Annotated in this window: 17 protein-coding genes; 2 read left to right on the forward strand and 15 right to left on the reverse strand. The window is 61.4% G+C overall.

All coding sequences use genetic code 11. The features are described 5' to 3' along the window. Positions 1-208 precede the first annotated feature (208 nt). The 5 genes from WIX39_RS13770 to WIX39_RS13790 all read right to left on the reverse strand — a co-directional run bounded on the left by WIX39_RS13770 (position 209) and on the right by WIX39_RS13790 (position 6,048). Complete coding sequence (locus tag WIX39_RS13770) at positions 209-2,005, reverse strand: hypothetical protein (RefSeq protein ID WP_159053627.1); 1,797 nt, start codon at positions 2,003-2,005, stop codon at positions 209-211. 148 nt (positions 2,006-2,153) lie between these two features. Continuing rightward, positions 2,154-3,188 carry a peptidase domain-containing ABC transporter gene (locus tag WIX39_RS13775; protein WP_409195235.1) on the reverse strand — a complete coding sequence of 345 codons (1,035 nt, stop codon included), beginning with the start codon at positions 3,186-3,188 and terminating at the stop codon, positions 2,154-2,156. Next, positions 3,098-4,294 carry a cysteine peptidase family C39 domain-containing protein gene (locus WIX39_RS13780; RefSeq protein ID WP_409195236.1) on the reverse strand — a complete coding sequence of 399 codons (1,197 nt, stop codon included), beginning with the start codon at positions 4,292-4,294 and terminating at the stop codon, positions 3,098-3,100. The genes WIX39_RS13775 and WIX39_RS13780 overlap by 91 nt, the downstream gene beginning before the upstream one ends. Then, positions 4,291-5,535, reverse strand: a complete 1,245-nt coding sequence (locus tag WIX39_RS13785; protein WP_106935004.1) for an HlyD family secretion protein — start codon at positions 5,533-5,535, stop codon at positions 4,291-4,293. Before WIX39_RS13785 ends, WIX39_RS13780 begins: the two co-directional genes overlap by 4 nt. A 69-nt stretch (positions 5,536-5,604) precedes the next feature. Beyond that, the gene (locus WIX39_RS13790; RefSeq protein ID WP_159053626.1) at positions 5,605-6,048 is read right to left on the reverse strand and encodes a hypothetical protein; all 444 of its coding nucleotides are present in this window, start codon (positions 6,046-6,048) and stop codon (positions 5,605-5,607) included. Between the two features lie 73 nt (positions 6,049-6,121). Between WIX39_RS13790 and WIX39_RS13795 the strand changes: the two genes are divergently transcribed. Further along, on the forward strand, positions 6,122-6,286 hold the full coding sequence (locus tag WIX39_RS13795) for a hypothetical protein (protein WP_159053625.1): 165 nt from the start codon (positions 6,122-6,124) through the stop codon (positions 6,284-6,286). Positions 6,287-7,476: 1,190 nt separating this feature from the next. Here the strand turns inward: WIX39_RS13795 and WIX39_RS13800 are convergent. The 9 genes from WIX39_RS13800 to nirB form a co-directional block, all read right to left on the reverse strand. After that, on the reverse strand, positions 7,477-8,367 hold the full coding sequence (locus WIX39_RS13800; protein ID WP_106935003.1) for an ABC transporter permease: 891 nt from the start codon (positions 8,365-8,367) through the stop codon (positions 7,477-7,479). Positions 8,368-8,649: 282 nt separating this feature from the next. Next, on the reverse strand, positions 8,650-9,567 hold the full coding sequence (locus WIX39_RS13805) for an ABC transporter permease (protein WP_106935002.1): 918 nt from the start codon (positions 9,565-9,567) through the stop codon (positions 8,650-8,652). 16 nt (positions 9,568-9,583) lie between these two features. Continuing rightward, a complete protein-coding gene (locus WIX39_RS13810) occupies positions 9,584-10,852 on the reverse strand; it encodes an ABC transporter substrate-binding protein (RefSeq protein WP_106935001.1) in 1,269 nt (422 codons plus the stop codon). 55 nt (positions 10,853-10,907) lie between these two features. Continuing rightward, entirely contained in the window at positions 10,908-12,026 is a 1,119-nt protein-coding gene (locus WIX39_RS13815) for an ABC transporter ATP-binding protein (RefSeq protein ID WP_106935000.1), read from the reverse strand. An 86-nt stretch (positions 12,027-12,112) separates the two neighbouring features. Then, positions 12,113-12,922, reverse strand: coding sequence for a uroporphyrinogen-III C-methyltransferase (cobA, locus tag WIX39_RS13820; protein WP_409195237.1), 810 nt, complete (start codon positions 12,920-12,922; stop codon positions 12,113-12,115). Next, on the reverse strand, positions 12,919-13,824 hold the full coding sequence (ybiB, locus tag WIX39_RS13825) for a DNA-binding protein YbiB (RefSeq protein WP_106934998.1): 906 nt from the start codon (positions 13,822-13,824) through the stop codon (positions 12,919-12,921). Before ybiB ends, cobA begins: the two co-directional genes overlap by 4 nt. A 100-nt stretch (positions 13,825-13,924) precedes the next feature. Next, on the reverse strand, positions 13,925-16,723 hold the full coding sequence (locus WIX39_RS13830) for a nitrate reductase (RefSeq protein WP_106934997.1): 2,799 nt from the start codon (positions 16,721-16,723) through the stop codon (positions 13,925-13,927). A gap of 2 nt (positions 16,724-16,725) precedes the next feature. Continuing rightward, positions 16,726-17,124: a nitrite reductase small subunit NirD gene (gene nirD / locus WIX39_RS13835; protein ID WP_106934996.1), complete on the reverse strand. Its 399-nt coding sequence runs from the start codon at positions 17,122-17,124 to the stop codon at positions 16,726-16,728. Positions 17,125-17,136: 12 nt separating this feature from the next. Further along, complete coding sequence (gene nirB / locus WIX39_RS13840) at positions 17,137-19,605, reverse strand: nitrite reductase large subunit NirB (protein WP_106934995.1); 2,469 nt, start codon at positions 19,603-19,605, stop codon at positions 17,137-17,139. 64 nt (positions 19,606-19,669) lie between these two features. Between nirB and WIX39_RS13845 the strand changes: the two genes are divergently transcribed. Beyond that, positions 19,670-21,391, forward strand: a complete 1,722-nt coding sequence (locus tag WIX39_RS13845) for a bifunctional protein-serine/threonine kinase/phosphatase (protein ID WP_081266755.1) — start codon at positions 19,670-19,672, stop codon at positions 21,389-21,391. Positions 21,392-21,411: 20 nt separating this feature from the next. Here the strand turns inward: WIX39_RS13845 and WIX39_RS13850 are convergent, their stop codons facing one another. Continuing rightward, the gene (locus WIX39_RS13850) at positions 21,412-22,677 is read right to left on the reverse strand and encodes an MFS transporter (protein ID WP_081266563.1); all 1,266 of its coding nucleotides are present in this window, start codon (positions 22,675-22,677) and stop codon (positions 21,412-21,414) included. Positions 22,678-22,722 lie beyond the last annotated feature (45 nt).

The following is a 22,722-nucleotide window of genomic DNA, read 5'->3' on the forward strand; positions in this document are numbered from 1 at the left end:
TCCGTGCGGGGTAGCACACGTCGCATGACTAGCAGAGATGATTCACTCTGTCGATGTGTGGGCCCGGCTCGGCTGTGCGGAGGTCTATTGAGGTCGACAACGCCGTTGAGTTGGTTAGCCCGTTAGGGCCGACGCAATTTTGACCAGCTAAACCGCCGATCACGATTGCACCGGCACTAACAGGAAAGATTCACTCCCTTAGGACATCTCATTTTGCTAGGCCCAACCATTCCGCCACAGCTGGCCAAAGCGCGGGATTCAGCGAGAGCATCTCGTGATTTCCCGAAAATACTTGAGTTTCCAACCCTTCATCCCAAGAATTTGGGAGGTGCTCCTTTTTAGACATTACGTCCGCATCGCCGAACGCAACAAAAATCCGAGATTCAGGATTTTTCCGCTCGACAAATTTTCGAAGTTGAATCTCGAATTCGTTGGAGTCCTTTGAATCAACGCCCATAACAGCTTTGTCCCATGCGTGCTGATAATTCGAACGCGCCGAATTTGATGCTCCTTTGGCATCAAAAACCCATTCTTCTGGTTTTAAGTATTTTAAAAATGGAGCCATCAATACTAGATTGTTCGGGCCTGAAATCGAAGCACTCAGGGAAACTGCAGGAAGGCCTCCGAAACTCTCTCCATGCACAACGATATTTTTCTCTTCCGGATGCTTCTCCAAGATATAGCGAGCAACAAGGTCGCTATCCCGCGTTAGTGCATTCAATCCGAGAAGCCTGATTCGCTCTGCCACCCGTAACCCGTACACCGGACTGCTGCTGTAGTCCACAATAAGTACGTTGTACCCGAGGCGCCGGTACATGTGAGCGGAGGAATTTGTTCTTAATTGATTGAGTCCCGAATTTCCAGGCCCTCCACCGAATACAACCGCCAACCCATGTGGGTTGGGTTGCACAAGCGAAATTCCGTACAGCGGCCATTCTGATGTGCCGAGAGAGACAACATCAACTGCGGCTTTAAATGCTCGGTCTTCAAGAGAGTTCTCAAGACTTCCAAACGCTATGGGGTACAGGTTTGGGCAATCGATCGCAAATTTTCCTTCGCGATCCCCGATAGTAATCAATTTATTTTCGAAAGAATCTCTTGAAATTATTGCAAAGTCGCCAGAGTCCGAAATAGAAAGGCCAGAAATTGTCTGTGAGGGGTCCTTTAAAATAGTTTTGACCTCATTTTCTGCCGCATTGCCATTAATTAAATTCTGACTAAGCCGTAAATCTTTTAAGTCGAACCACCCCAGCCATTGCCCGTCTTGAGGAGATAAGAGAGGCTTGCTCGCATATGATGCGTTGGAATTGGCAATTTCAAAGCCATCGCTCTGGGTCGCAAACCCTGTCCCCAGTACCAGCAGTTTTTCACTCTCGCCGCCGGGAGCGGGAGCAAGTACAGACGAATGGATCACCATTTCTTTTGTCCCTTGTTCAAAGCGCCTCCAATCGTCGTATATGACAGATTGCAAGTCTTCGGTCCTGGCAAAGACTCCAACTTTCCCGTCTGCCATTAGCGAAATCCCTACGACGGTGTCATTTTTACGTACACGCTCAAACACTTCGCGATTCAATTCATTCAAGCGATCCACGTTAATTTTTGCAGAACTATCATCAGTCACCCCGGATTTTGTTAATGATCTGATTGCACTAAAACTATCAAACTTGACTCGTTCTACGATACGGGGGGAATTCATAGAGCCCACAGGGCTTAGTGCGATTTTTATTAGATTTGTTTCATTTTCCATTGCAAATATCGCACTTTCATCTCTTAGCCAAGCAAAAGGGCGCATTCCATCAAAGCCAGCTAAATGAACGGCACAATTTTCCATTGGATTATTGTTTTTTAAACATACCAGATCGACTACCTGCATCGCGGTTCCACTCGATGCCATGATGTTGGTTTTGCGTTCTCCGCGCTCAAAAATTGCGTAATTTCCCGACGGAGATAGCGTTACCTCATTAGCCGAACAAACATACTCCTTTTGGGCTGCAACCAGGGGCATTGGAGGCGAGTTTTTAATTGTAATGCCATATAGGTGCCCGATTATGCGATCTCTAATTACCCCTGAATCCCGCGCCAATAGGAAAAGAAAAACTATTAGAGTTAGGAGATAAATTGCCCATTTTCGAGCGCGTTTTTTTTGCCAAACACTAAAATGCATTGGTTTGCCTTGACTGTCGAATTAAACCATCGGTGCTCGCTAAAGTCGCTGATGCTTTGTGAAAAATCTCCACAACATGGTCTGCGCTCCCTATTGTTTCAGGGCGGTGGGCAACAATAATTCGTGTAATACCTAAGGCCTTGATGCTTGCGGCAACGAGTTTTTCTGTACTGATGTCAAGATGCGCGGTCCCTTCGTCAATAATCAAGATGGTTGGTTTTTTATACAGAGCGCGAGCAAGCAAAATTCTTTGCTTCTGACCCCCGGATAAATTTGATCCCATGTCCCCAACCATGGTGTCATAACCCATTGGCATTGAGTTTATTTCATCGTGTATTGCAGCCTGACGGCAACAACTTACTAGCCAATCCTTGTCATAGTCTGGATCGAAGAACGATATGTTTTCAGCTAATGACCCCGAAAATAAGGTGTCATTTTGACTGACTATCCCGAGCTGATTTCGATATCGTCGCCGACCATAGTTTTCAAGCGGCATGCCATCGATCAAAAATTCACCGGATTGGGCCTCGAGTATTCCACATAAAATTTTTACCAAAGTCGTTTTTCCACAGCCTGATTTTCCAATGATCGCGGTCGTCTTTCCAAATTGAATTTTCAGGTCCAAATTTTCCAAGACTTTTGGTGATTCATGTGAATATTGAAATTGAATGTTTTTCAACTCCAGGTTTTTAAATGGCGCCGATGCGAAATCCTCCATGTCAGGCAAGGAGTCGCCCCGCGAAAATGCAATGTCTGAAATTCGATCTAAATGAACTCCTAGCAGCTTATAGCTCATTAATTGATCGACTAATCGAACTGCTGCACCAATAAAATTCTGTTTGTACGCTTGATAAGCGAACATCATTCCCAATGTGACTTCCGCATTGATCACAAGGTTCGCGCCTATATAGACAAACAGGAGCGCCTCAAGGCCTACTGCCGCCGCGCTCGCTGCTTCGAAATTGGCCGAGAGTTTTCCGTTGTTGATCGTCGCTTCAACAGAAGCATTTTTTTTCCTTGCCAAATCTTTTGACGACTGCTTTCTTGGCAGAAGCCTTTTATCGTCTCAATCCCGCGGATGCTTTCTATAAAAACGCTTTCTTCGTTGGCCTGTGCCGATAAAAGGTTGTCGCTCAGTATCTTAGCTGCGTTGAAATAAAAGACTTTTATCAGCGAGATTAGAAAGACGGCAAAAATCGCGATTCCTGACAGAATGGGAGAATATAGAATCATCAATCCGAGCGTAAGCAGCGCCAGGATGCCATCCACAATTCCAGAGACTAACCCTCTGCTGATCAAATCGTTAATGGGTTGCATGGAGCCAAATCGAGATATAACATCACCTAGATGCCGTCTTTCAAACCACAGCGTCGGCAGGAAAACGGTATGTCTAAATAAATTGGTAGTGGTTTGAAGGGAGAGTCTATTTCCCAAAATCAGCATCAACTGGGAGCGTGTCCAAGAGGAAACGGTGTTGATTGCCAGAAGCCCAAGAAACCCAACGAACAGCACCTTAGCTAGATCTTTGTCTTGAGCGGGCACAACGGTATCGACAGCCGTCTGAAGATAAAACGGCATTACAAGAGATATCGCCTGTATGAGCAGAGAAAGGGCCAGCACCTTCAGCAAGGCTGCGACAATGCCGTGCATTCCAGACCAGAGTTGCTTGACCTGAAGTCTTGTATGGGCTCGCTCTGGAAGAAATTCTTTATTGGGGTTGATTTCGAGTGCGACTCCCGTGAATCCCTGAGAAAATTCTTTTTCTGCTGCTTTTCTAATTCCTATTGCAGGATCTGCAAGGAGGTATGTTATTTCTCCATTTTTTGTCGAGACCTCAATCAGAATTACATAGTGATTGAGCTCCCAATGTAGGATGGCTGGCAGCTGAAGTCCGGAAATACTATCTAGATCCAGCCGAACGGCTCGGCTTTGAAGTTGTAGAGCGTCTGCTAGCTCAATAAGCATTTTAAGAGTCGTTCCCCTCGATGAAATGGGGAATTTCCTGCGGATGCTGGAGAGGCCTACGGACTTTCCGTAGTAACTTGCGATCATTGATATGCAGGCTAAGCCGCACTCTCCCGTTTCGGATTGCCGTTGATAGTTTTCTTGCGAAAATTTCTTCCTCTTCAAGATTTAGCCCTCATTGCGTAAAACGGCTCAAGCAATTTATCTAAAAAGGTTTGCTTTTCCAAAATGATGCTTACTCTTAATGTCATGCCGGATTGCAGGGCATACGTAGCTCCGAATGCTTTAATTGATTGCTCAGGGGTGATTATTCTTATTCGATACACTGCTTCTTTTAGTTGAAGTGGGACATCCAGTTCGCTGGGCAAACTAATTGCCCGCGAAACCTCGTCAATCACACCCTCAAATGAACCAAATCGTTGATATGGAAACGCGTCATACATCAGTCGCACGGGCTGTCCTTTTTGGATAAACCCGATGGATCTGGATGGCGCATAGGCGTCGACCTTGAAGGCGCTGGGTTCGGGCACAATAGTCATAATTGGAACCCTCGGATCCGCGTTTTGTCCCTGTGCTAACTGAATGGTTGTGATGCGGCCGTGAGCGGGCGATATGATGTTGTAATCGACGTCGGCTCGAAGTTTAGATCTTTGCTGATCTAATAGGCTGATATTCCCTTCATGGGCTGCCATTTGCCTCTGATGGTCAATAAAAGACTTTTTTAGCTGAATTTCGAATTGCTGTCGTTGTGCGATAGCAGAGCTTTTTTGTTGCTCCAGTTGTTGTAATTTTTGGTTCTCTTGAATTCTGGCTTGACGCCTTCTTTCGTGCTCTACTTTTGAAACAATCCCTTCGCCAATCACTAGATCGCTGAGTTCGAATAGATATTCGGCTGACGCAACAAGCTGTTTTTGAAGTGCGATTTGTGACGTAAAGTTGATAACTTCTTGGTCGCTTTGCTTTGCGAGTTGCTGCAGTCGCTTTGTTTCTTGCAAGACTGCCATTTCTAAGCTCTTTTGCTGGTCTCGAATGGCGGATTTTTGCTCGTTGAGTGCAGATAAGCTGTCTTCGGCAACTCGAGCCCCTTGGTCCGCTACATAGTCGACAGAAACCACGCCTAGGAGCTGGCCGACTTGTACTTTTTCATTTTCTCGGACCAAGATTTTTTTTATCACACCGCTTCTTGAAGCGAAAACCTTGGCGGTAGGCTGAGTTGTAATAACAACGCCGGGGACAACTTCAATTCGAGAATACTGCGATAGCAGGGCTGCGCAAATCAGCGCTGCAGCTATCGCCAGCAAAGCATAGGCAATGATGGATAGCCTGGTTGTATTTTTTAGTGTCACGGTGCCGTGCAACCGTAGACTTTTATTTTCCAGGGCCTCCTTTCTGAACAGTGTTGTCATTATCTATTTAATTTGACGCTACAGACGAATCTGTAGCGCAGGTTTGTGACGCCTTAAAATTGTTCAGGGCTACTTTGGATACCAACCTAGAGTTATTCCATTTCCTCTGTTCGTAAAGACATAAGGTGTTGTATTGGCCTGGGTGTTTGGCAGATACAATATCGTGTCGAAAACACCATTTCCGTTTCGATCCATTGCGATTTCGCCTGGATGACTTTTTAGTGGAGCAATCATGCCCATGTGACCGCGGTCGGTGACCGGCCCTAATATCGGCGGGTGGGCAAAGTTAGAAGGAGAAAAATCTCTTTGCTTTTGCAATTCTCCTTCTAGCCGAGTAAATTGCCCCAGCATATCCATGCCTGCCCTACCAAACCGGTCCATAAAGGATGCCCCATACCCTGGAGGCATTGCCGGATATTCTCGATCCGCGGTGACCGTAATCTCCCTTAGTTGCCCTCCGGAGACTTGGTTCAATTCTTCGTTGCTAAGTGGGCGAATTCCTGTTTTTTCCATGATTGAGTTTTGAATTAGTAAATTGGAAATATGGCTGGTATTAAATATTGATGTTCACCTCCAAACAATCAGAATGAAAAAAGAACGGGAATCATTTATGTCTGTTGACGTGGTATCTGAGGCTTCCTATCCGACCAACAACGGCGGCCTGATTGCTTCTGTCGGGATGCCTTTGACGGTTGCGATCGCAGGCTCGGACGCGGCGATGAATGCTACTAAGAGCACGCGGACGATATGAAATTACCATACGGTTTGCATGGGCTATTTAACAATTGATATCAATTGGTTCTTATTGTCAAATAGGCAAATGGTTTTACATCGACGATCGACATTTCATGAGCGTCTTTGTTTTGAAGCGCATGCTCTAAGCAATTGGATTCACCAGCAAACTGCGGTGCTTACGGAAGGAGTGTCCGAATCGCCCCCCCTCCGCACCAAAGAGATCCCATGCGCTTTTGATCTTTTGCTCAAGGCGGAGACTCTCGAGAGGGTCTTGCAGTGCTTGGATCGGGCGATCGCCTTCAAGCTAGTCGATTGTGTGGGTCTGCCGCAGAGTGCAGCGCTGTTTCCGCGATTTGGTGGCTCGATCGCGTGACAGGTCGCGAATTTCTCGGCATACGGATCGAGCTTGCTCGAGGTCGTTTGCTTAGCGTAATGCGGCACCTCGCAGGTACTTTTTTACGGTCTTGCGAGACAGGCATGCCTTGCGATCTCGCGCATGACATCTACTCGCAGAGGGCCAATGTCTGGCGACATTCAATGTCGCCACGTCGATCACTCTTAAGATGCTCTGCTTTTTAAAGACGAGCAGGGCATGGTTTTACGTGGATCAGCCTTAAACGCAAATTGCCGTGGGTAGAAGATCAGTATTCGGTAGAACTCAATAGAGGTGCGTCAGCGCGAGGCCGTTAGGCCTGCCTAGGGGTGTCGAGTTGTCTTGTGTTCGACTGAATAGCGCTAACCAGCCAAATCCTGCGCTAGGCCGGAGCGTGCACTGGAAGCAGCTCTAACAGCATAGAGCTAGCCATAGTTTCCACGACGACCGCGCCGTGCGAGCGCGCAGCCCACTTCGCCGCGTTTAGGACCCTGATATCTTGAGCATTGCTATGAAGAAAACATAGCGAACCAAGGGGCAAATTATCGGTATATGGCTTTTATTTGCGTACCCAGAGATTTGGCGCTAACCTACTGAGCAAAGCAGAGTTGACTCTGGTAGGAATTACAAAATTAGCGATTTAAATCGCCAAGAACTCCATTATTCATGAAATACGATTTCCAATCCCAATGAGTGCTCGGGGCAAATGCCGTTGATTTCAAGGGAGTAGCGTTTCCGCGATGAATCGAAACCTAGCGCAACGTTGTCGATGCCACGGGCCGGCGTGTGCACGACATCGAGACGCTGCTGGCTGCCCGGTGCGCAGCCCTCGGCTAGCGTTTGCGGGTGGAGCGCCGGCGCAGCATGGCGGCCGAGCCCAGCGCCACGGCCATGACCAGCAGCGACACGATGGTGGTCACCGTGCCCAGTGCGTAGATCGACGGCGTGGTGACGGTCGAGGTCAGGCCCTGCAGTTCGAGCGGCAGGGTGTTGACGTCGCCGATGGCCTGCGAGGTGCGGGCGATTTCGTCCCACGACAGCGTGAAGCCGAACATGCCGATGCCCACGATCGAGGGGCCGATCAGCGGGAGCACCACGAAGCGGAAGCTCTGCCACGGGGTGGCGCCCAGGTCGCGTGCGGCTTCTTCGTAGGCGGGGTTGAAGCGGTTGAACACGGCGAACATGATGAGCAGGCCGAAGGGCAGCGTCCATGTCAGGTGTGCGCCCAGGGCGGAGCTGAACAGGCCGAGCGCGGTGCCGTAGCCTTCGAGCAGGGTGGTGGCGTCCATGGCTGTCAGCAGGCTCTTGATGCCGGTGTCGAGGAGCCGGAACTGCAGGCCGATGCCGAGCGAGATGATGATCGACGGCATGATGAGGCTGGCGACGGTGACGAAGAAGAGGGCGTTGCTGCCCGCGAGCTTCTTGCGGAATGCCAGGCCGGCCAGTACCGACAGCACGACGGTGAAGGCCATGACCACCGCGCCCAGCGCGAGCGAGCGCCTGAAGGCCGCGCCGATGTCCACCGTGCCCAGCCCTTCGGCCAGTTTGTAGAACCAGTGCAGCGAGACGCCGCGCAATGGAAAGGTCAGGCCGCCCTCGGGGCCCTGGAAGCTGAGCACGAAGATCGTGATCATCGGGCCGTAGAGGAAGAGGACGAAAAGTCCGAATACGGTTGCCAGCGGCCAGAAGCCTGGGGAGCGTTGTTCGCCTATGCGTTGGCTCATTTGTGTTTTTCCTTCAGGGCGAGTGCCGAGAGCACCGGGTACTCCCCTCCGCGAATGTCCCCCGCCTTCGGCTCCTCCTTTATTTCGCTGCGGGGAGCACCCGATGCTCCCGGCACAGGACACGCTGCTGGTTCGCGGCCGATCAACCACTGCTGCGAACAACGCTCGCGCCGATGGGGTGCCTTGCGCAGCGAAATAAAGGAGGAGGCCGCAGGCCGGGGGACATTCGCGGAGCAAGGTACCCCGTCGGCGTGAGCGTGCCCTGAAGAACAAAAGCCCACGCTACAACTCCTTTCGGATGTCGACGAGCCGGGTGAGCCCCCAGATGATCATCAGCACCACCGCCAGCAGGATCATCGCGTTGGCAGCCGCCAGCGGAAACTGCAGGTACGAGGTCTGCACCTGGATGATCTTGCCGATGGACGCGATCTGCTGGCCGCCCATCACGCCGATGGTGACGAAGTCGCCCATGACGATGGTGATGACGAAGATCGAGCCGATCAGGATGCCGGTGCGCGACAGCGGCACCACCACGTTCCACAGCGTCTGCCAGCCCGAGGCGCCCGCGTCGCTGGCTGCTTCGAGCAGCGAGCGGTCGATGCGCATCATGCTGTTGAAGATCGGTACGATCATGAACATCGTGTACAGGTGCACGAAGGCCAGCACCACCGAGAAATCGGAGAACAGCAGCCACTCGAGCGGCTGGTTCGCCAGGCCCAGGCCCATGAGCGCCTGGTTGACCAGCCCGTTGCGCCCCAGCAGCGGCACCCACGAGATCATGCGGATCACGTTCGATGTCCAGAACGGCACCGTGCACAGCACGAACAGCACCGTCTGCATGGTCGAAGAGCGCACGTGGAACGCCAGGAAGTACGCCACCGAAAAGCCGATCAGCAGCGTGATGCCCCACACCAGCACGCAGAACTTGAACGTGCTCAGGTAGGTGTTGAGCGTGACGCACAGGTCGCCGTTGTCGGTGAGACGCGAGCAGCCCTCGAACAGGCTCAGGTAGTTGCGCAGCGTGACCGCCGGGATCAGCTCGTATTCATTGAAGTTCCACAGGCTGACCATCGCGACCAGCGCCAGCGGAATCAGGAAGAACAGCAGGAACACCAGCGCGAACGGCGCCGCCTGCCACCACGCCTTGACGGCGTGGATGGGCGCGGTGGCGGCGGACGCGCTGGTCGAGGGTGCGCTCACAGGCTCAGGCCGGAGGTCAGGCCGCGACGAACTCGTTCCACTTGCGGACCATGTACTCGTTCTCGTCCATCACCGCGTTCCAGCAGGCGATGCCGCCCATGCGCTGCTCGTAGCTGCCGCCGTCGCGCACCGAGCCGGCCTTGGCAATCACATCGCCCTGCGGGCTCTTGATGTCCTGCGCGGCGGGCTTGCCTTCCATCCAGTAGGCCCATTCGTAGGCCTCCATCTTGGTCTTGGCGGTGTCGAGCACGGCGCTGTAGTAGCCCTGGCGGTTGAGGTACGCGCCGGCCCAGCCGTCGAGGAACCAGTTGATGAATTCGTACGCGCCGTCGAGCTTCTTGCCCGAGAGCGTGGCCGGCAGGCCGAAGCCCGAGGCCCAGGCGCGATAGCCTTCCTTGAGCGGCTGGAAGGTGCAGTCGATGCCCTTGCTGCGCACGGCCGTCACGGCAGGCGACCACATCGACTGGATCACCACCTCGCCCGAGGCCATGAGGTTCACCGACTCGTTGAAGTCCTTCCACAGCGCGCGGAACTGGCCGGCCTTCTTGGCCTCGATCAGGGTCTTGATCGTCAGGTCGATCTCGGCCTTGGTCATGTTGCCCTTGTCGGCGTATTTGTGGATGCCCTTGGCTTCCACCACCATCGCCGCGTCCATGATGCCGATCGACGGGATGTTCAGGATCGCGGTCTTGCCCTTGAACTCGGGGTTCAGCAGCTCGGCCCACGAACCGATGGGACGCTTGATCAGGTCGGGGCGGATGCCCAGCGTGTCGGCGTTGTAGGTGGTGGGAATCAGCGACATGTACTGCGTGGCCGACTTGGCGAAGGCCTTGCTCTTCTCGCCTTCCAGGTAGATCACCTTCACGGGCGCCGTGCCCTGGTCGCCGACCTTCTTGCCGGCGACTTCGCCCTTGGTGAACAGCGAGGTGATCTTGTCGGCGTTCTTCACGCGCTTGGTGTCGATGCCCTTGAGGTTGCCGGTCGGCACGATCTTCTTGAGCGAGAAGAACTCGGTGTCGATCAGGTCGAAGCTGTTGGGCGCGGTGACGGCGCGCTTGGTGACGTCGTCGGTGGTCACGGCCACGTACTGGATCTCGATGCCCGTGTCGGCCTTGAACTTCTCGGCAATGGCCTTGTCCTGGTTCACCGCCGTGCCGAGGTAGCGCAGCACGACCTTTTCCTGCGCATGCACGAAGGGTGCGATGCCCGTGGCCAGGATGCCGGCCGTGCCCTGCAGCAGGGTGCGACGCTTGAAGCCGGCGGACGAGTCGATGGGGTCGGTCATGGTGAAGTCTCCGTGGAAGAAGCAGTGGAAAGGAAAGGGAAGAAAAAGGGTCGGCTCAGAGGGTCATGGCAAGCGCGGCCGTGTCGTCGCGCGGTGCACTGCCGGCGAGTGCCGAGGCCCGCTCGCCCGGCGGCTTGGCGCCTGGGCCGAGCACGCGCGCGTCGGCCGCGGCCCATGACAGGTGCACAGCCTCGCCCTGCGCATAGGGCCGGGCGAGGAAAGCGGCTTCGCCCAGCAGCACCGAAACGTTCTGGCGACCCGGCGCGGCGCTGCCGAGCGACAGGCCAAGCAGCACGTAGGTGCCCTGGTACTCCACGTCGGTGACGGTGGCCCGCAGTGCATCGGGTGCCGCGCTTGCTTCGCCGGAAACTGCGGCGATCCGCATGCGGTCGTTGCGCACCGCGATCGGGCCGGCCGGCGTGTCGAACACGTTGTGGCCGCCCATGAAGCGCGCCACGAACTCGCTCGCCGGGTGGTTGTAGACCGCGTGCGGCGAGCCGACCTGCTCGATCACCCCGTGGTTCATGACCACCATGGTGTCGGCCAGCGCCATCGCTTCTTCCTGCGAGTGCGTCACGTGCACGAAGGTCAGGCCCAGTTCCTTCTGCCAGCGCCGCAGCTCGGCGCGCATCTGTATGCGCAGGAAGGGGTCGAGCGCCGACAGCGGCTCGTCGAGCAGCAGCACGCGCGGCTCGGTGATGAGCGCGCGCGCCAGCGCCACGCGCTGCTGCTGGCCGCCGGAAAGCTCGCCGGGCTTGCGGTCGGCCAGGTGGCCCATCGCGACGCGTTCGAGCAGGTCGTTGGCGCGCTTGTGGCGCTCGGCCTTGCCGACGCCTTTCATCTTGAGGCTGAAGGCCACGTTGTCGGTGGCCGAGAGGTGCGGGAAGAGGGCGAAGCTCTGGAACATCATCGCCGTGCCGCGCGCCGCGGCGGGCAGGTCGGTGATGTTGCGGTTGTCCAGCAGGATGTCGCCGCTGGTGACCGACTCGTGGCCCGCGATCATGCGCAGCGTGGTGCTCTTGCCGCAGCCCGACGGGCCGAGCAGGCAGCAGTAGCTGCCGCTGGCGATGCGCAGGTCGATCTGGTCTACGGCGGCCGGCGTGCCGGGGGCGTAGCGCTTGGTGAGCGCGACGATTTCGACGGCGGCGGGTTCGGGCGTGACGGCTGCATTCATTGCCGGTGGCACAGCACGATCCATGCCACGTTGTGGTGCGCGGCGCCCGCGCCGCGCGAACCGTCCTCGCCCCGGTCAGGTGCCGATCAGGTACCGACCTTGTCCGCGCGCACCGGCAAGGCGGCTGCGGCGAGCCCGCGCAGCACGTCGCCCACCACGATCACCGCCGGGCTGGCGAGCCCCGCTTCGGCGATGCCGCGCTGCAGCTTGTCGAGCGTGGTCGCGATGTGCCGCTGGTGCGGCAGGCTCGCATGCTGGATGACGGCCACCGGCGTGTCGCCCGGCAGGCCCTGCAGCAGTTCGCGCTCGATGTGGCTCGCACCCGCCACGCCCATGTAGATGACGAGCGTGAGCCGCGCGTTGTACGCCGTCGCGGCCAGTGCGCGCCAGTCGGTCGGGTCTTCGGCCGCGCCCGCGCCGGTCTTGGCATGGCCGGTGACGAACACCACGCCCTGTGCATGGTCGCGGTGCGTGAGCGGCACGCCCAGCGCGGTCACGGCCGCGAGGCCGGCGGTGATGCCGTTGACCACGGCGCATTCGATGCCGGCTTCGCGCAGGTGCTCCACCTCTTCGCCGCCGCGTCCGAAGATGAAGGGGTCGCCGCCCTTCAGGCGCACCACCGTCTCGCCTTCGCGCACGGCGGTGATCATCAGCCGCTCGATGAAGGCCTGCGGCGTGCTCTTGCAGCCGCCGCGCTTGCCCACGTGCACGATGCGCGCGTCGGGCCGGGCGTAGGCCTGCACGATCTCGTCGTTCACCAGGTCGTCGACCAGCAGCACCGTCGCGGCCTGGATCGCCTTCACGGCCTTGACGGTCAGCAGCTCGGGGTCGCCCGGGCCGGCGCCCACCAGCGTGCAGCGGCCGGCGATGAGGGAGGTGGGGTTGTCGTTGTTCATGCGTGGGATGCCAGTTGCGTGATGTGCCTGACCTGCGCCGCGATGGCTTCGGGCACGGGAAGCTCGCCGGCCAGCACGCGGCGCGTGTAGTCGGCGGTGGTGGCGACGTCGATTTCCTTCGGCAGGCCCGGCACGTCGGCGGCGGTGCCCGCCTGCTGCGCCTGCAGTTCGGTGCGCACGCCGCGCACGAAGCCGTCGATCTGCGCGGTGCGGCGCGGGTCGGACACCACTTCGCCTTCGAGGCCGCGCGAGAGCAGGGCGGTCATGCCCGTGAGCTCGAAGGTCTCGCCCATGGTGCGGGCGTATTCGGGGTGCGTGTAGCTGGCCACCACCACGCAGGCGCCGGCGGTGGGCTGCATCAGCTTGACCACGCTGTGGCCCGGGTTGCGCAGGCCGACCACGCGGCGCACGTCGAGCAGGCGCTTGAGCGCGGGGTTCAGCAGTTCGGTGGGAGCAAAGGCCGCTTCGCCGTTGGCGATGGGGCGGACGGCCTCCAGCGCAGCGACGCCAAGCGCCGAGAGCACGTTGGACGCCAGCACGCGCGAGCTTTCGCTGGCGCTGCCGTGCACCAGCACCGGCAGGCCTTCGCGCGCCAGCAGCAGTGCCAGCAGCGGCGTGAGCACAGGCAGCTTGCGCGCGCCGTTGTAGCTGGGCAGCACGACCAGCGCCCGGTCGCCGTCCGGAATCAGGTTCAGCCGCGCATGGGTGGCATCGAGAAAGCCTGCCATCTCCTCGGGTGTCTCGCCCTTGATGCGCATGGCCAGGCAGAAGCCGCCGATTTCCAGGTCGGTGACGGTGCCGTCCAGCACCTGGCCGAACAGGTCGGTGGCCTGTTCGCGCGTGAGCGGCTTGGCGCCTCGCGCGCCGCGGCCGATTTCCTTGATGTATTGGCTGATTCCCATGGGTAGGCGGATTGTCCTGCAATGCTTATGCCGGAATGTGAGTTGGCTTATGCATTGGTTTTGCTCCCTCACCCGGAGTGGGAGGGAGCGAGACACGGGGTCATGGCGCAACCGCCTCCGCCTCGGCCGGCGCGGCCCGCACCATGCGCTTGAGCTCCGGAATGCACGAGCCGCAGTTGGTGCCGCACTTCAGCGCGCCCTGCAGCTTCGCCAGCCGCTCGTCGGCGGTGCCGGTGCAGCGGCCCAGTTCGGTCTGAATGGCCACGTCCGCCACGTTGAAGCAGGTGCACACCGTCTTGCCGCGCGATTGCACCGCCACCGGCGCTTTCGAGCCCGGCGACAGCAGCAGGCGGCCGTAGCTCTGGGCCGGCAGTTCCTCGCGCAGCAGCGTGGCAATCCAGGCTTCGGCGCTGGTGTCGCCGCCTAGCAGGAAGGCTTCGAGCCCGGCGCCGCCGTCGGCGCGGCGCACCAGCCGGGCCGAGCGGCGCTGGCCGCGGCGGCGGTCGGCGTAGCGCAGGGTGTCGGCGGTTTGCAGCCCGAGCAGGGCCTCGACTTTCTCGACCAGCGCGTCGTCGGGCGCGTCATGCGCGGCGGCGCGAAAGAGCAGGCCGCTGCGTTCGGCGCCCTGCGTGTTGCCGGCAAACGGCACGCAGGTCGCAAAAGGAAACAGCGCCATCATCGGCTGCAGCGCGCGGTGCGCGGCAAGCGCTTCGCCATCGGGCAGCCAAGCCATGGCCAGCAGCGACCACGGAAGCTCGGCCTTGAGGATCTTCACCGGCGTGTGCTTCAGCTCGGGCTGCTTCGAAGTCGGGCAGTAGGCCGGCGTGGTGAGCGCGTTGATGCCCGCCAGCCGCGTGCCGTTCGAGGAGCAGCCGCTCAGGTATTCCTCGCCCCAATGCATGGCGACGAAGACCTGGCTCAGCCCCATCTCGGCGCTGGCGCGCGCGGGCAGCATGATCGAACCGCGCCTGGAGGTCAGGTGCACCAGGTCGCCTTCGCGGATCTGGCGGCGCGCCATGTCCTGCGCGTTCATCTGCACCACCGGCTCCGACACATGGCCGAACAGGCGCCCGACGGTGCCGGTGCGGCTCATGCCGTGCCACTGGTCGCGCAGGCGGCCCGTGTTCAGCGAGAAGGGGTAGCGGGCCTCGCGGGCTTCGGCCACCGGCTTGTAGACCGTGTCGACGAAGCGGGCGCGGCCGTCCGGCGTGGGGAACACGCCGTCTTCGTAGAGGCGCGCGCGGCCGGTGCTTTCGCCTTCCTTCAGCGGCCATTGCTGCGGGCCGGCGGTTTCCAGCATCGCGTAGCTCAGGCCGGTGATGTCGAGGTCGCGCCCGCGCGTGGATTCGCGATGCTCGTTCCAGACGGATTCGGCCGTCTCGTACGGGAACAGCGTGAAGGTGCGGCCCAGCTGCCTTTCGAGCCGGTGCGCGAAGGCCACGGCAATCGACCAGTCGTTGCGCGCCTCGCCGGGCGCCGGCACGGCCGGGCGCACGCGCGAGATGCGGCGCTCGCTGTTGGTCACGGTGCCTTCCTTCTCGCCCCAGGTGGTGGCGGGCAGCAGCAGGTCGGCGAAGGCGCAGGTGGCAGTGGTGGCAAAGGCTTCCTGCACCACGACGAACTCGGCGCGTTCCAGCGCGCGGCGCACGGTGGCCTGGTCGGGCATCGACTGCGCCGGGTTGGTGCATGCGATCCAGAGCGCGCGGATCTCGCCGTCGGCCGCGGCCTGGAACATCTCCACCGCTGTCTTGCCCGGCTTCCCGGGCACCGAGGGCACGCCCCACAGCGCGGCCACTTCGGCTCGGTGATCCGGGTTCGCCAGGTCGCGGTGCGCGCTCAGCAGGTTGGCGAGGCCGCCGACTTCGCGCCCGCCCATCGCATTGGGCTGGCCGGTCAGCGAGAACGGGCCCGCGCCCGCGCGGCCGATCTGCGCGCTCGCCAGGTGCAGGTTGATGAGCGCAGCGTTCTTCGCCGTGCCGCTCGACGACTGGTTCAGGCCCTGGCAGTACAGGCTCAGCGTGGCAGGCGAGGTGGCGAAGAGCCGCGCCGCTTCGAGCAGGTCCTCCTTCGGGATGCCGCACACCTGTGCCACCTTGTCCGGCGTGCACTCGCGCACCGTCGCCTTCAAAGCGTCGAAGCCGCTGGTGTAGGCCGCGATGTATTTCGCGTCGATCCAGCCCTCCCACAGCATCAGGTGCAGCATGCCGTTGAACAGCATCACGTCGGTGCCGGGCTGGATGGGCAGGAACAGGTCGGCGATCTCCACGGTGTCGGTGCGGCGGGGGTCGGCCACCACGATCTTCAGCGCCGGGTTCGCGGCCTTCGCGTCCTCGATGCGGCGGAAAAGAATGGGGTGCGCCCACGCCGTGTTGCTGCCCACGATGAACAGGCAGGCTGCGTGCTTCAGGTCGTCGTAGCAGGCCGGCGGCGCGTCGGCGCCCAGCGTCTGCTTGTAGCCGGCCACGGCGCTGCTCATGCACAGGCGCGAGTTGGTGTCGATGTTGTTGGTGCCGATCAGGCCCTTGGCCAGCTTGTTGAAGACGTAGTAGTCCTCGGTGAGCAACTGGCCCGACACATAGAATCCGACCGAGTCCGGGCCATGGTCGCGGATCACCTGCGCGAACTTGCCGGCGGCGTTGGCGAGCGCGGTGTCCCAGGTCACAGCGGTGGGCGCCTCGGCGCGCACAAGGCGCTGCATGGGCTGCAGCAGCCGCGTCTGCCGCGTGACCGCGGCGCTGGCCGTGAGGTGCAGCGTCGAGCCCTTCGTGCACAGCCGGCCGAAGTTCGCCGGGTGCTCGGGGTCGCCGCGCACGCCGGTGATCTCGCCGCCTTGCGATTCGATGATGACGCCGCAACCGACGCCGCAATAGGGGCAGGTGGAGCGGGTCTCCAGCGTCATGGCTATTCCAGCGGAAGGACCGACAGCACCGCGAACGGCTTCGGCCCGGCGACCGGGCGTTCCAGGTCGATGGCGTGCGTTGCCAGTTCGCCCGCGTCGAGGTGCACCACCCCGTCTTCCACCTTCACGGCGAACTTCGGCGTGCAGCCTTCGTCGGGCGACTTGGCGCAGCCGTCGTCCAGCCCGATGGCCCAGTTGTGCAGCGGGCAGGCCACGCTGGTGCCGAAGACGATGCCCTGGCTCAGCGGTCCGCCCTTGTGCGGGCAGCGGTCGAGCAGCGCGAAAACCTCGTTCTCGGCATTGCGGAACACGGCAACATCCACGCCGGCGGGCCGCGTCACGCGGCGCGCGCCGAGCACGGGGATGTCGTCGATGCGGCAGATGACTTTCCAATCGTTCATGGTGTCCTTCCTTCAGGCTGTCTGGTGGGTGTCGCTCGACGCCGTCAGCGGCGTGAACTGCCGCACGTCGACCGAGGCCTGCGCCGATTCGAACCACGGGTCGGGTTCGCCGTCGAGCGCGAACTGCAGGCGTTCCCACAGCGCCTTGCGGCCCTCGGCGTCTTCGAGGATCTTCTTCTTCACGTAGTCCAGCCCCACGCGGCCGATGTAGTGCACCGTGCGCTCCAGGTACCAGCCTTCTTCGCGGTAGAGCTGCAGGAAGGCACCCGAATACTCCATCACTTCCTCGGCCGTCTTCACCTTCACGAGGAACTGCGCCACCTCGGTCTTGATGCCGCCGTTGCCGCCCACGTAGAGCTCCCAGCCCGAGTCGACGCCGATCACGCCCACGTCCTTGATGCCGGCCTCCGCGCAGTTGCGCGGGCAGCCCGACACCGCCAGCTTGACCTTGTGCGGCGAGTACATGGCCCACAGCGCGCGCTCCAGGTCCTTGCCCATCTGCGTGGAGTCTTGCGTGCCGAAGCGGCACCACTCGCTGCCCACGCAGGTCTTCACCGTGCGCAGCGACTTGGCATAGGCAAAGCCGCTGGGCATGCCGATGTCCTTCCACACGCCTTCCAGGTCTTCCTTCTTCACGCCCAGCAGGTCGATGCGCTGGCCGCCCGTGACCTTGACGGTCGGGATCTTGTACTTGTCGGCCGCGTCGGCGATGCGGCGCAGCTCGTCCGGCGTGGTGTGGCCGCCCCACATGCGCGGAATGACGGAGTAGGTGCCGTCCTTCTGGATGTTGGCGTGGCTGCGCTCGTTGATGAAGCGGCTCTGCGGATCGTCCTTCGCCTCTTTCGGCCAGGTGCTGATCAGGTAGTAGTTGACGGCCGGGCGGCAGGTGGCGCAGCCGTTGGGCGTGCGCCAGCCGAGGTTGCGGTACACCTCGTCGTGCGTCAGGTAGTGCTCCTTGCGGATCGCGTCGCGCACGTCCTGGTGGCTCGCGTCGGTGCAGCCGCACACGGCTTTCTTCTTGGGCGTGGCGGAGTAGTCGCCGCCCGCGGTGAACATCAGGATCTGCTCGACCAGCCCGGTGCACGAGCCGCAGCTGGCGCTGGCCTTGGTGTGCTTCTTCACCTCGTCGAGCGTGAACAGGCCCTTTTCCTTGATGGCCTTGCAGATGGTGCCCTTGTTCACGCCGTTGCAGCCGCAGACCTCGGCGTCGTCGGGCATGCTCGCGGCCTTGTTGTGGCCTTCGTGGCCGGTGTCGCCGATGTTCGATTCGCCGAACATCAGCTTGTCGCGGATGTCGTGCACGCTGCGGCCGTCGCGCAGCAGCTTGAAGTACCAGCTGCCGTCCACCGTGTCGCCGTAGAGGCAGGCGCCCACGAGCTTGTCGTCCTTGATCACCAGCTTCTTGTAGACGCCGCCGAAGGGGTCGCTCATGACGATCTCCTCGGTGCCTTCGCCGCCCATGAACTCGCCGGCCGAGAACAGGTCGATGCCCGTCACCTTCAGCTTGGTGGAGGTGAGCGACCCCAGGTAGCGGCCGATGCCGAACTGCGCCAGGTGGTTGGCCGCCACCTTGGCCTGCTCGAACAGCGGCGCGACCAGGCCATAGGCAATGCCGCGGTGCGCCGCGCACTCGCCCACCGAGTAGATGCGCGCGTCGGTCACGGTCTGCATGGTGTCGGTGACGACGATGCCGCGGTTGCAGTGCAGGCGCATCTTCTCGGCCAGCTCCACGTTCGGGCGGATGCCCACGGCCATCACCACCAGGTCGGCGGCCGCCTCGGTGCCGTCCTTGAAGCGGATGGCCTTCACGCGGCCGTCCTCACCGCCCACCAGGTCCTGCGTCTGCGCGCCCATCAGGAACTTCAGGCCGCGGTCTTCCAGCGACTTCTGCAGCAGCTTGCCGGCCACGTCGTCGAGCTGGCGCTCCATCAACCAGGGCATCACGTGCACCACGGTCACGTTCATGCCGCGCAGCATCAGGCCGTTGGCGGCCTCCAGGCCCAGCAGGCCGCCGCCGATGACCACCGCGTTCTTGTGCGTGCGCGCGGTCTCGATCATGTAGTCGGTGTCGGCGATGTCGCGGTAGGCGATCACGCCCTTGAGGTCCTTGCCGGGCACAGGCAGCATGAAGGGGTTGGAGCCGGTGCACATCAGCAGGCGGTCGTAGGCGGCCTCGGTGACACCGCCTTGCGAATCCACCGCGCGCACGATGCGCTTGACGCGGTCGACCTCCACCACCTTCTTGCCGGCGTGCAGCGTGATGTGGTTGTCCGTGTACCACTCCCAGCTGTTGAGCACGATCTCGTCGACCGTCTGCTCGCCCGCGAGCACCGGCGACAGCAGGATGCGGTTGTAGTTGGGATGCGGCTCCGCGCCGAAGACGGTGATGTCGTACAGCTCGGGCGCGATCTTCAGCAGCTCTTCGAGCGTGCGCACGCCGGCCATGCCGTTGCCGACCATCACGAGTTTCATTTTCTTCATGGGGCTGGACCTTTCAGGGAAATCAAGCAAACGGGTACCCGTGGCGCGCGTTCAGAATCGCGCCATGAGCTTTGAAGTGGACATCGGCTACAGCAGCCAGCGCGGACCGCGCGAGCTGAACGAAGACTTCGCCGGTGCAGTGCATGCGCCGCCGGGCGACGAGGCCCGCGGCCTCATCGCGGCCATTGCCGACGGGGTGTCGAGCGGCGGGCACGGCCGCGAAGCGGCGCAGACCACGGTGATGGGCCTGCTGGCCGACTACTTCGCCACGCCCGCAACCTGGGAGCCGACCGCCGCGCTCGACCGGCTGGTCGGCGCGCAGAACGGCTGGCTGGCCGACCACAACCGCCGGCGCCAGAGCAAGCAGGACGGCGGCACGGCGCTCACCACGCTCACCGCGCTGGTGCTGCACGGACAGAGCTACACGCTGGCGCACGTGGGCGACACGCGCGCCTGGCGCGTGCGTGCCGGCGGCGGGCCGGCCGTGCCGCTCACGCAGGACCACGCCTTCGACCATCCCGACATGCGCAGCCGGCTCACGCGCGCCATCGGCCTCGACGACCAGGTGCGCGTCGACTACGCCCAGGGCGACGTGCGCGTGGGCGACTGCTTCGTGCTGAGCTCCGACGGCGTGCACTGCGTGCTCAAGCCGCAGCAGGTGGCCGCGCTGGCCTTGCAGGGCGACGCCGAGGCCGCCAGCGAGGCGCTGGTGCATGCGGCGCTCGACGCCGGCACGCGCGACAACGCGACCGCGCTGGTCATCCGTGTGGTCGGGCTCGATGCGCGGCAGCTCGACGACGAACTCGGCGACGGCCGCCGGCTCGCACCGCCGCCCGCGCTGAAAGTGGGCGACGTGCTCGACGGCTACGCCGTCACCGCGCTGGTGGCGGACACCGGCGTGCACCTGCTGTACCAGGCGCGGCACCCGCGAACGCGCGAGCTGGTCGCGCTGAAGACGCTGCATCCCTCGCGCGCCGGCGATCCGCAGGAACGCGCGATGCTGGCGCACGAGGCGTGGCTGGGGCTGCGCGTGGCAGGCGTCGGCGGCAGCGGTTTCGTTCGCGTGCACGAACGCGCCGAGGACGCGAGCGCGCTCTACATCGTGTTCGACTGGCACGGCGGGCGCACCCTGGAGCAACTGCGCAAGCTGAACGCGCGCGGCACGGTGGCCGAGGTGGTGGCGGCCGGCATCGAGCTGAGCCGCGCGCTCGGCCGGCTGCATCGCCAGGGCGTGATCCATCGCGACATCAAGCCCGGCAACCTGCACCTGGGCGACGACGGGCGCTGGCGCATCCTCGACCTGGGCGTGGCGCTGTCCGGAAGAGAAGGCGCGGCCCAGCGCGAGCTGCATGCCGGCACCCCCAGCTACATCAACCCCGAGCAGTGGGAGGAGGGCGGCACCGCCGATGCGGCCAGCGACCTGTTCGCGCTCGGCGTCACGCTCTACCAGTGGCTCACCGGCCACCTGCCCTACGGCGAGATCGAGCCCTACCAGGTGGCGCGCTACCGTCGCGACCCGGTCGCGCTCTCGCGCCTGCGGCCCGACGTGCCGATCTGGCTCGATCATCTGGTGCGCAAGGCCGTGGCCCGCGACCCGCGCGAGCGCTTCGAAACCGCCGAGGAACTGCTGCTCGCGCTCGAACGCGGTGCATCCCGCCCCGTCAACGCGCCCGCCGCTACGCCGCTGATCCGCCGCGATCCGCTCGCGCTCTACCAACTGGCGCTCGGCGTGTCGGTGCTGTTCAACGTGCTGCTCGTCGTGTGGCTGCTGTTCCTGCCACGCTGAGCGGATGCGGGCGGGGCGAGTCATGGGCGGGCCGCCTTGCGTACATGGGTGGTGGCGGCAGGGTTGTGCGGCGTCGTGACGCGCGCACGGCCGCCTTTTTCGGCCCAGGTGCGCGTCCAGCGGATCTGCATCACGCGCATCACGCCCAGCATCACCAGCGACAGCGCCGCGAAGAAGACGAACCCCCAGAGATAGCTGCCCATGTACTGCTTCGAAAGGCCCATGGCGTTGGGCACGAGGCCGCCGCCCAGCGCGCCGATCTCGCCGATCATCGAGCCGGCCACGGCCGTGCTCGCGGGCCAGCGCAACGGCACCAGCTGGAACAGTGCGCCGTTGCCCGCGCCGAGTGCGGCGAAGCAGACGATCAGCACCAGCGTGGTGACGGCCAGCGAGCCTGAAGAGAAACCCACCAGCACGAGGCTCACGGCCACCACCAGCAGCACCACCGTCAGCGTGTTCACGCCGCCCCAGCGGTCGGAGATCCAGCCGCCCGCGATGCGCACCGCCGCGCCCATGAAGGCGGCGAGCATGGTCAGCTGGCCCGCCTGCACCTTGCTCACGCCGAACTGGTCGTAGTAGTAGGAGGGCAGGAAGGTGGTCAGGCCGATGAAGCCGCCGAAGGTCACGCCGTAGATCAGGCTGAACACCCAGCCGTCCTTCTCGAACAGGCAGGCAATGTGCTCGCGGAAGCTCGAATGGGCGTTCACGTCCGGCGGCTCCTTGGCGAACACCACCATCACGACCATCGGAATGAGGATGGCGACCGCGGCCACGCCGTACACCGCCTGCCAGCCCAGCCAGTTCGCCAGCGGCGGCGCCACCAGCACCGACACCGCCGTGCCCACGTTGCCCGCGCCCACCAGGCCCATGGCCAGGCCCTTGTGCTGCGGCGGGAACCAGCCCGAGCCCAGCGACAGCGCGACGCCGAAGCTCGCGCCTGCAATGCCCAGCAGCACGCCCATGGCGAGCAGGTCGTTGAAGCTCTTGACGAAGAAGAAGCCGAACAGCATCGCCACCGCGATCAGCGCCATCTCGACCAGCGTGGCCTTCTTGCGGCCGATGTACTGCGAGAGGATGCCCAGCGGAAAGCGCATCAGCGCGCCGGCGATGATGGGCACCGACAGCATCAGGCCCTTCTGGGCGGGCGACAGATCGAAGGTCTCGCCGATGAAGGGCGCCATTGCGCCGTTGAGCACCCAGATGCAGCAGGAGAACGAGAAGTACAGGAAGGCCGCGAACAGTGTCGGGCTGTGGCCTGATTGCAAGAAATTCCTGAAGCTGGACATGGCGTTCAAAGATGCGAAAAGCCGCGGCGCGACCCTGGAGAGGTC

The organism is Variovorax sp. AB1(2024), from assembly GCF_037482385.2.
Taxonomy (GTDB): Bacteria; Pseudomonadota; Gammaproteobacteria; order Burkholderiales; family Burkholderiaceae_C; genus Variovorax.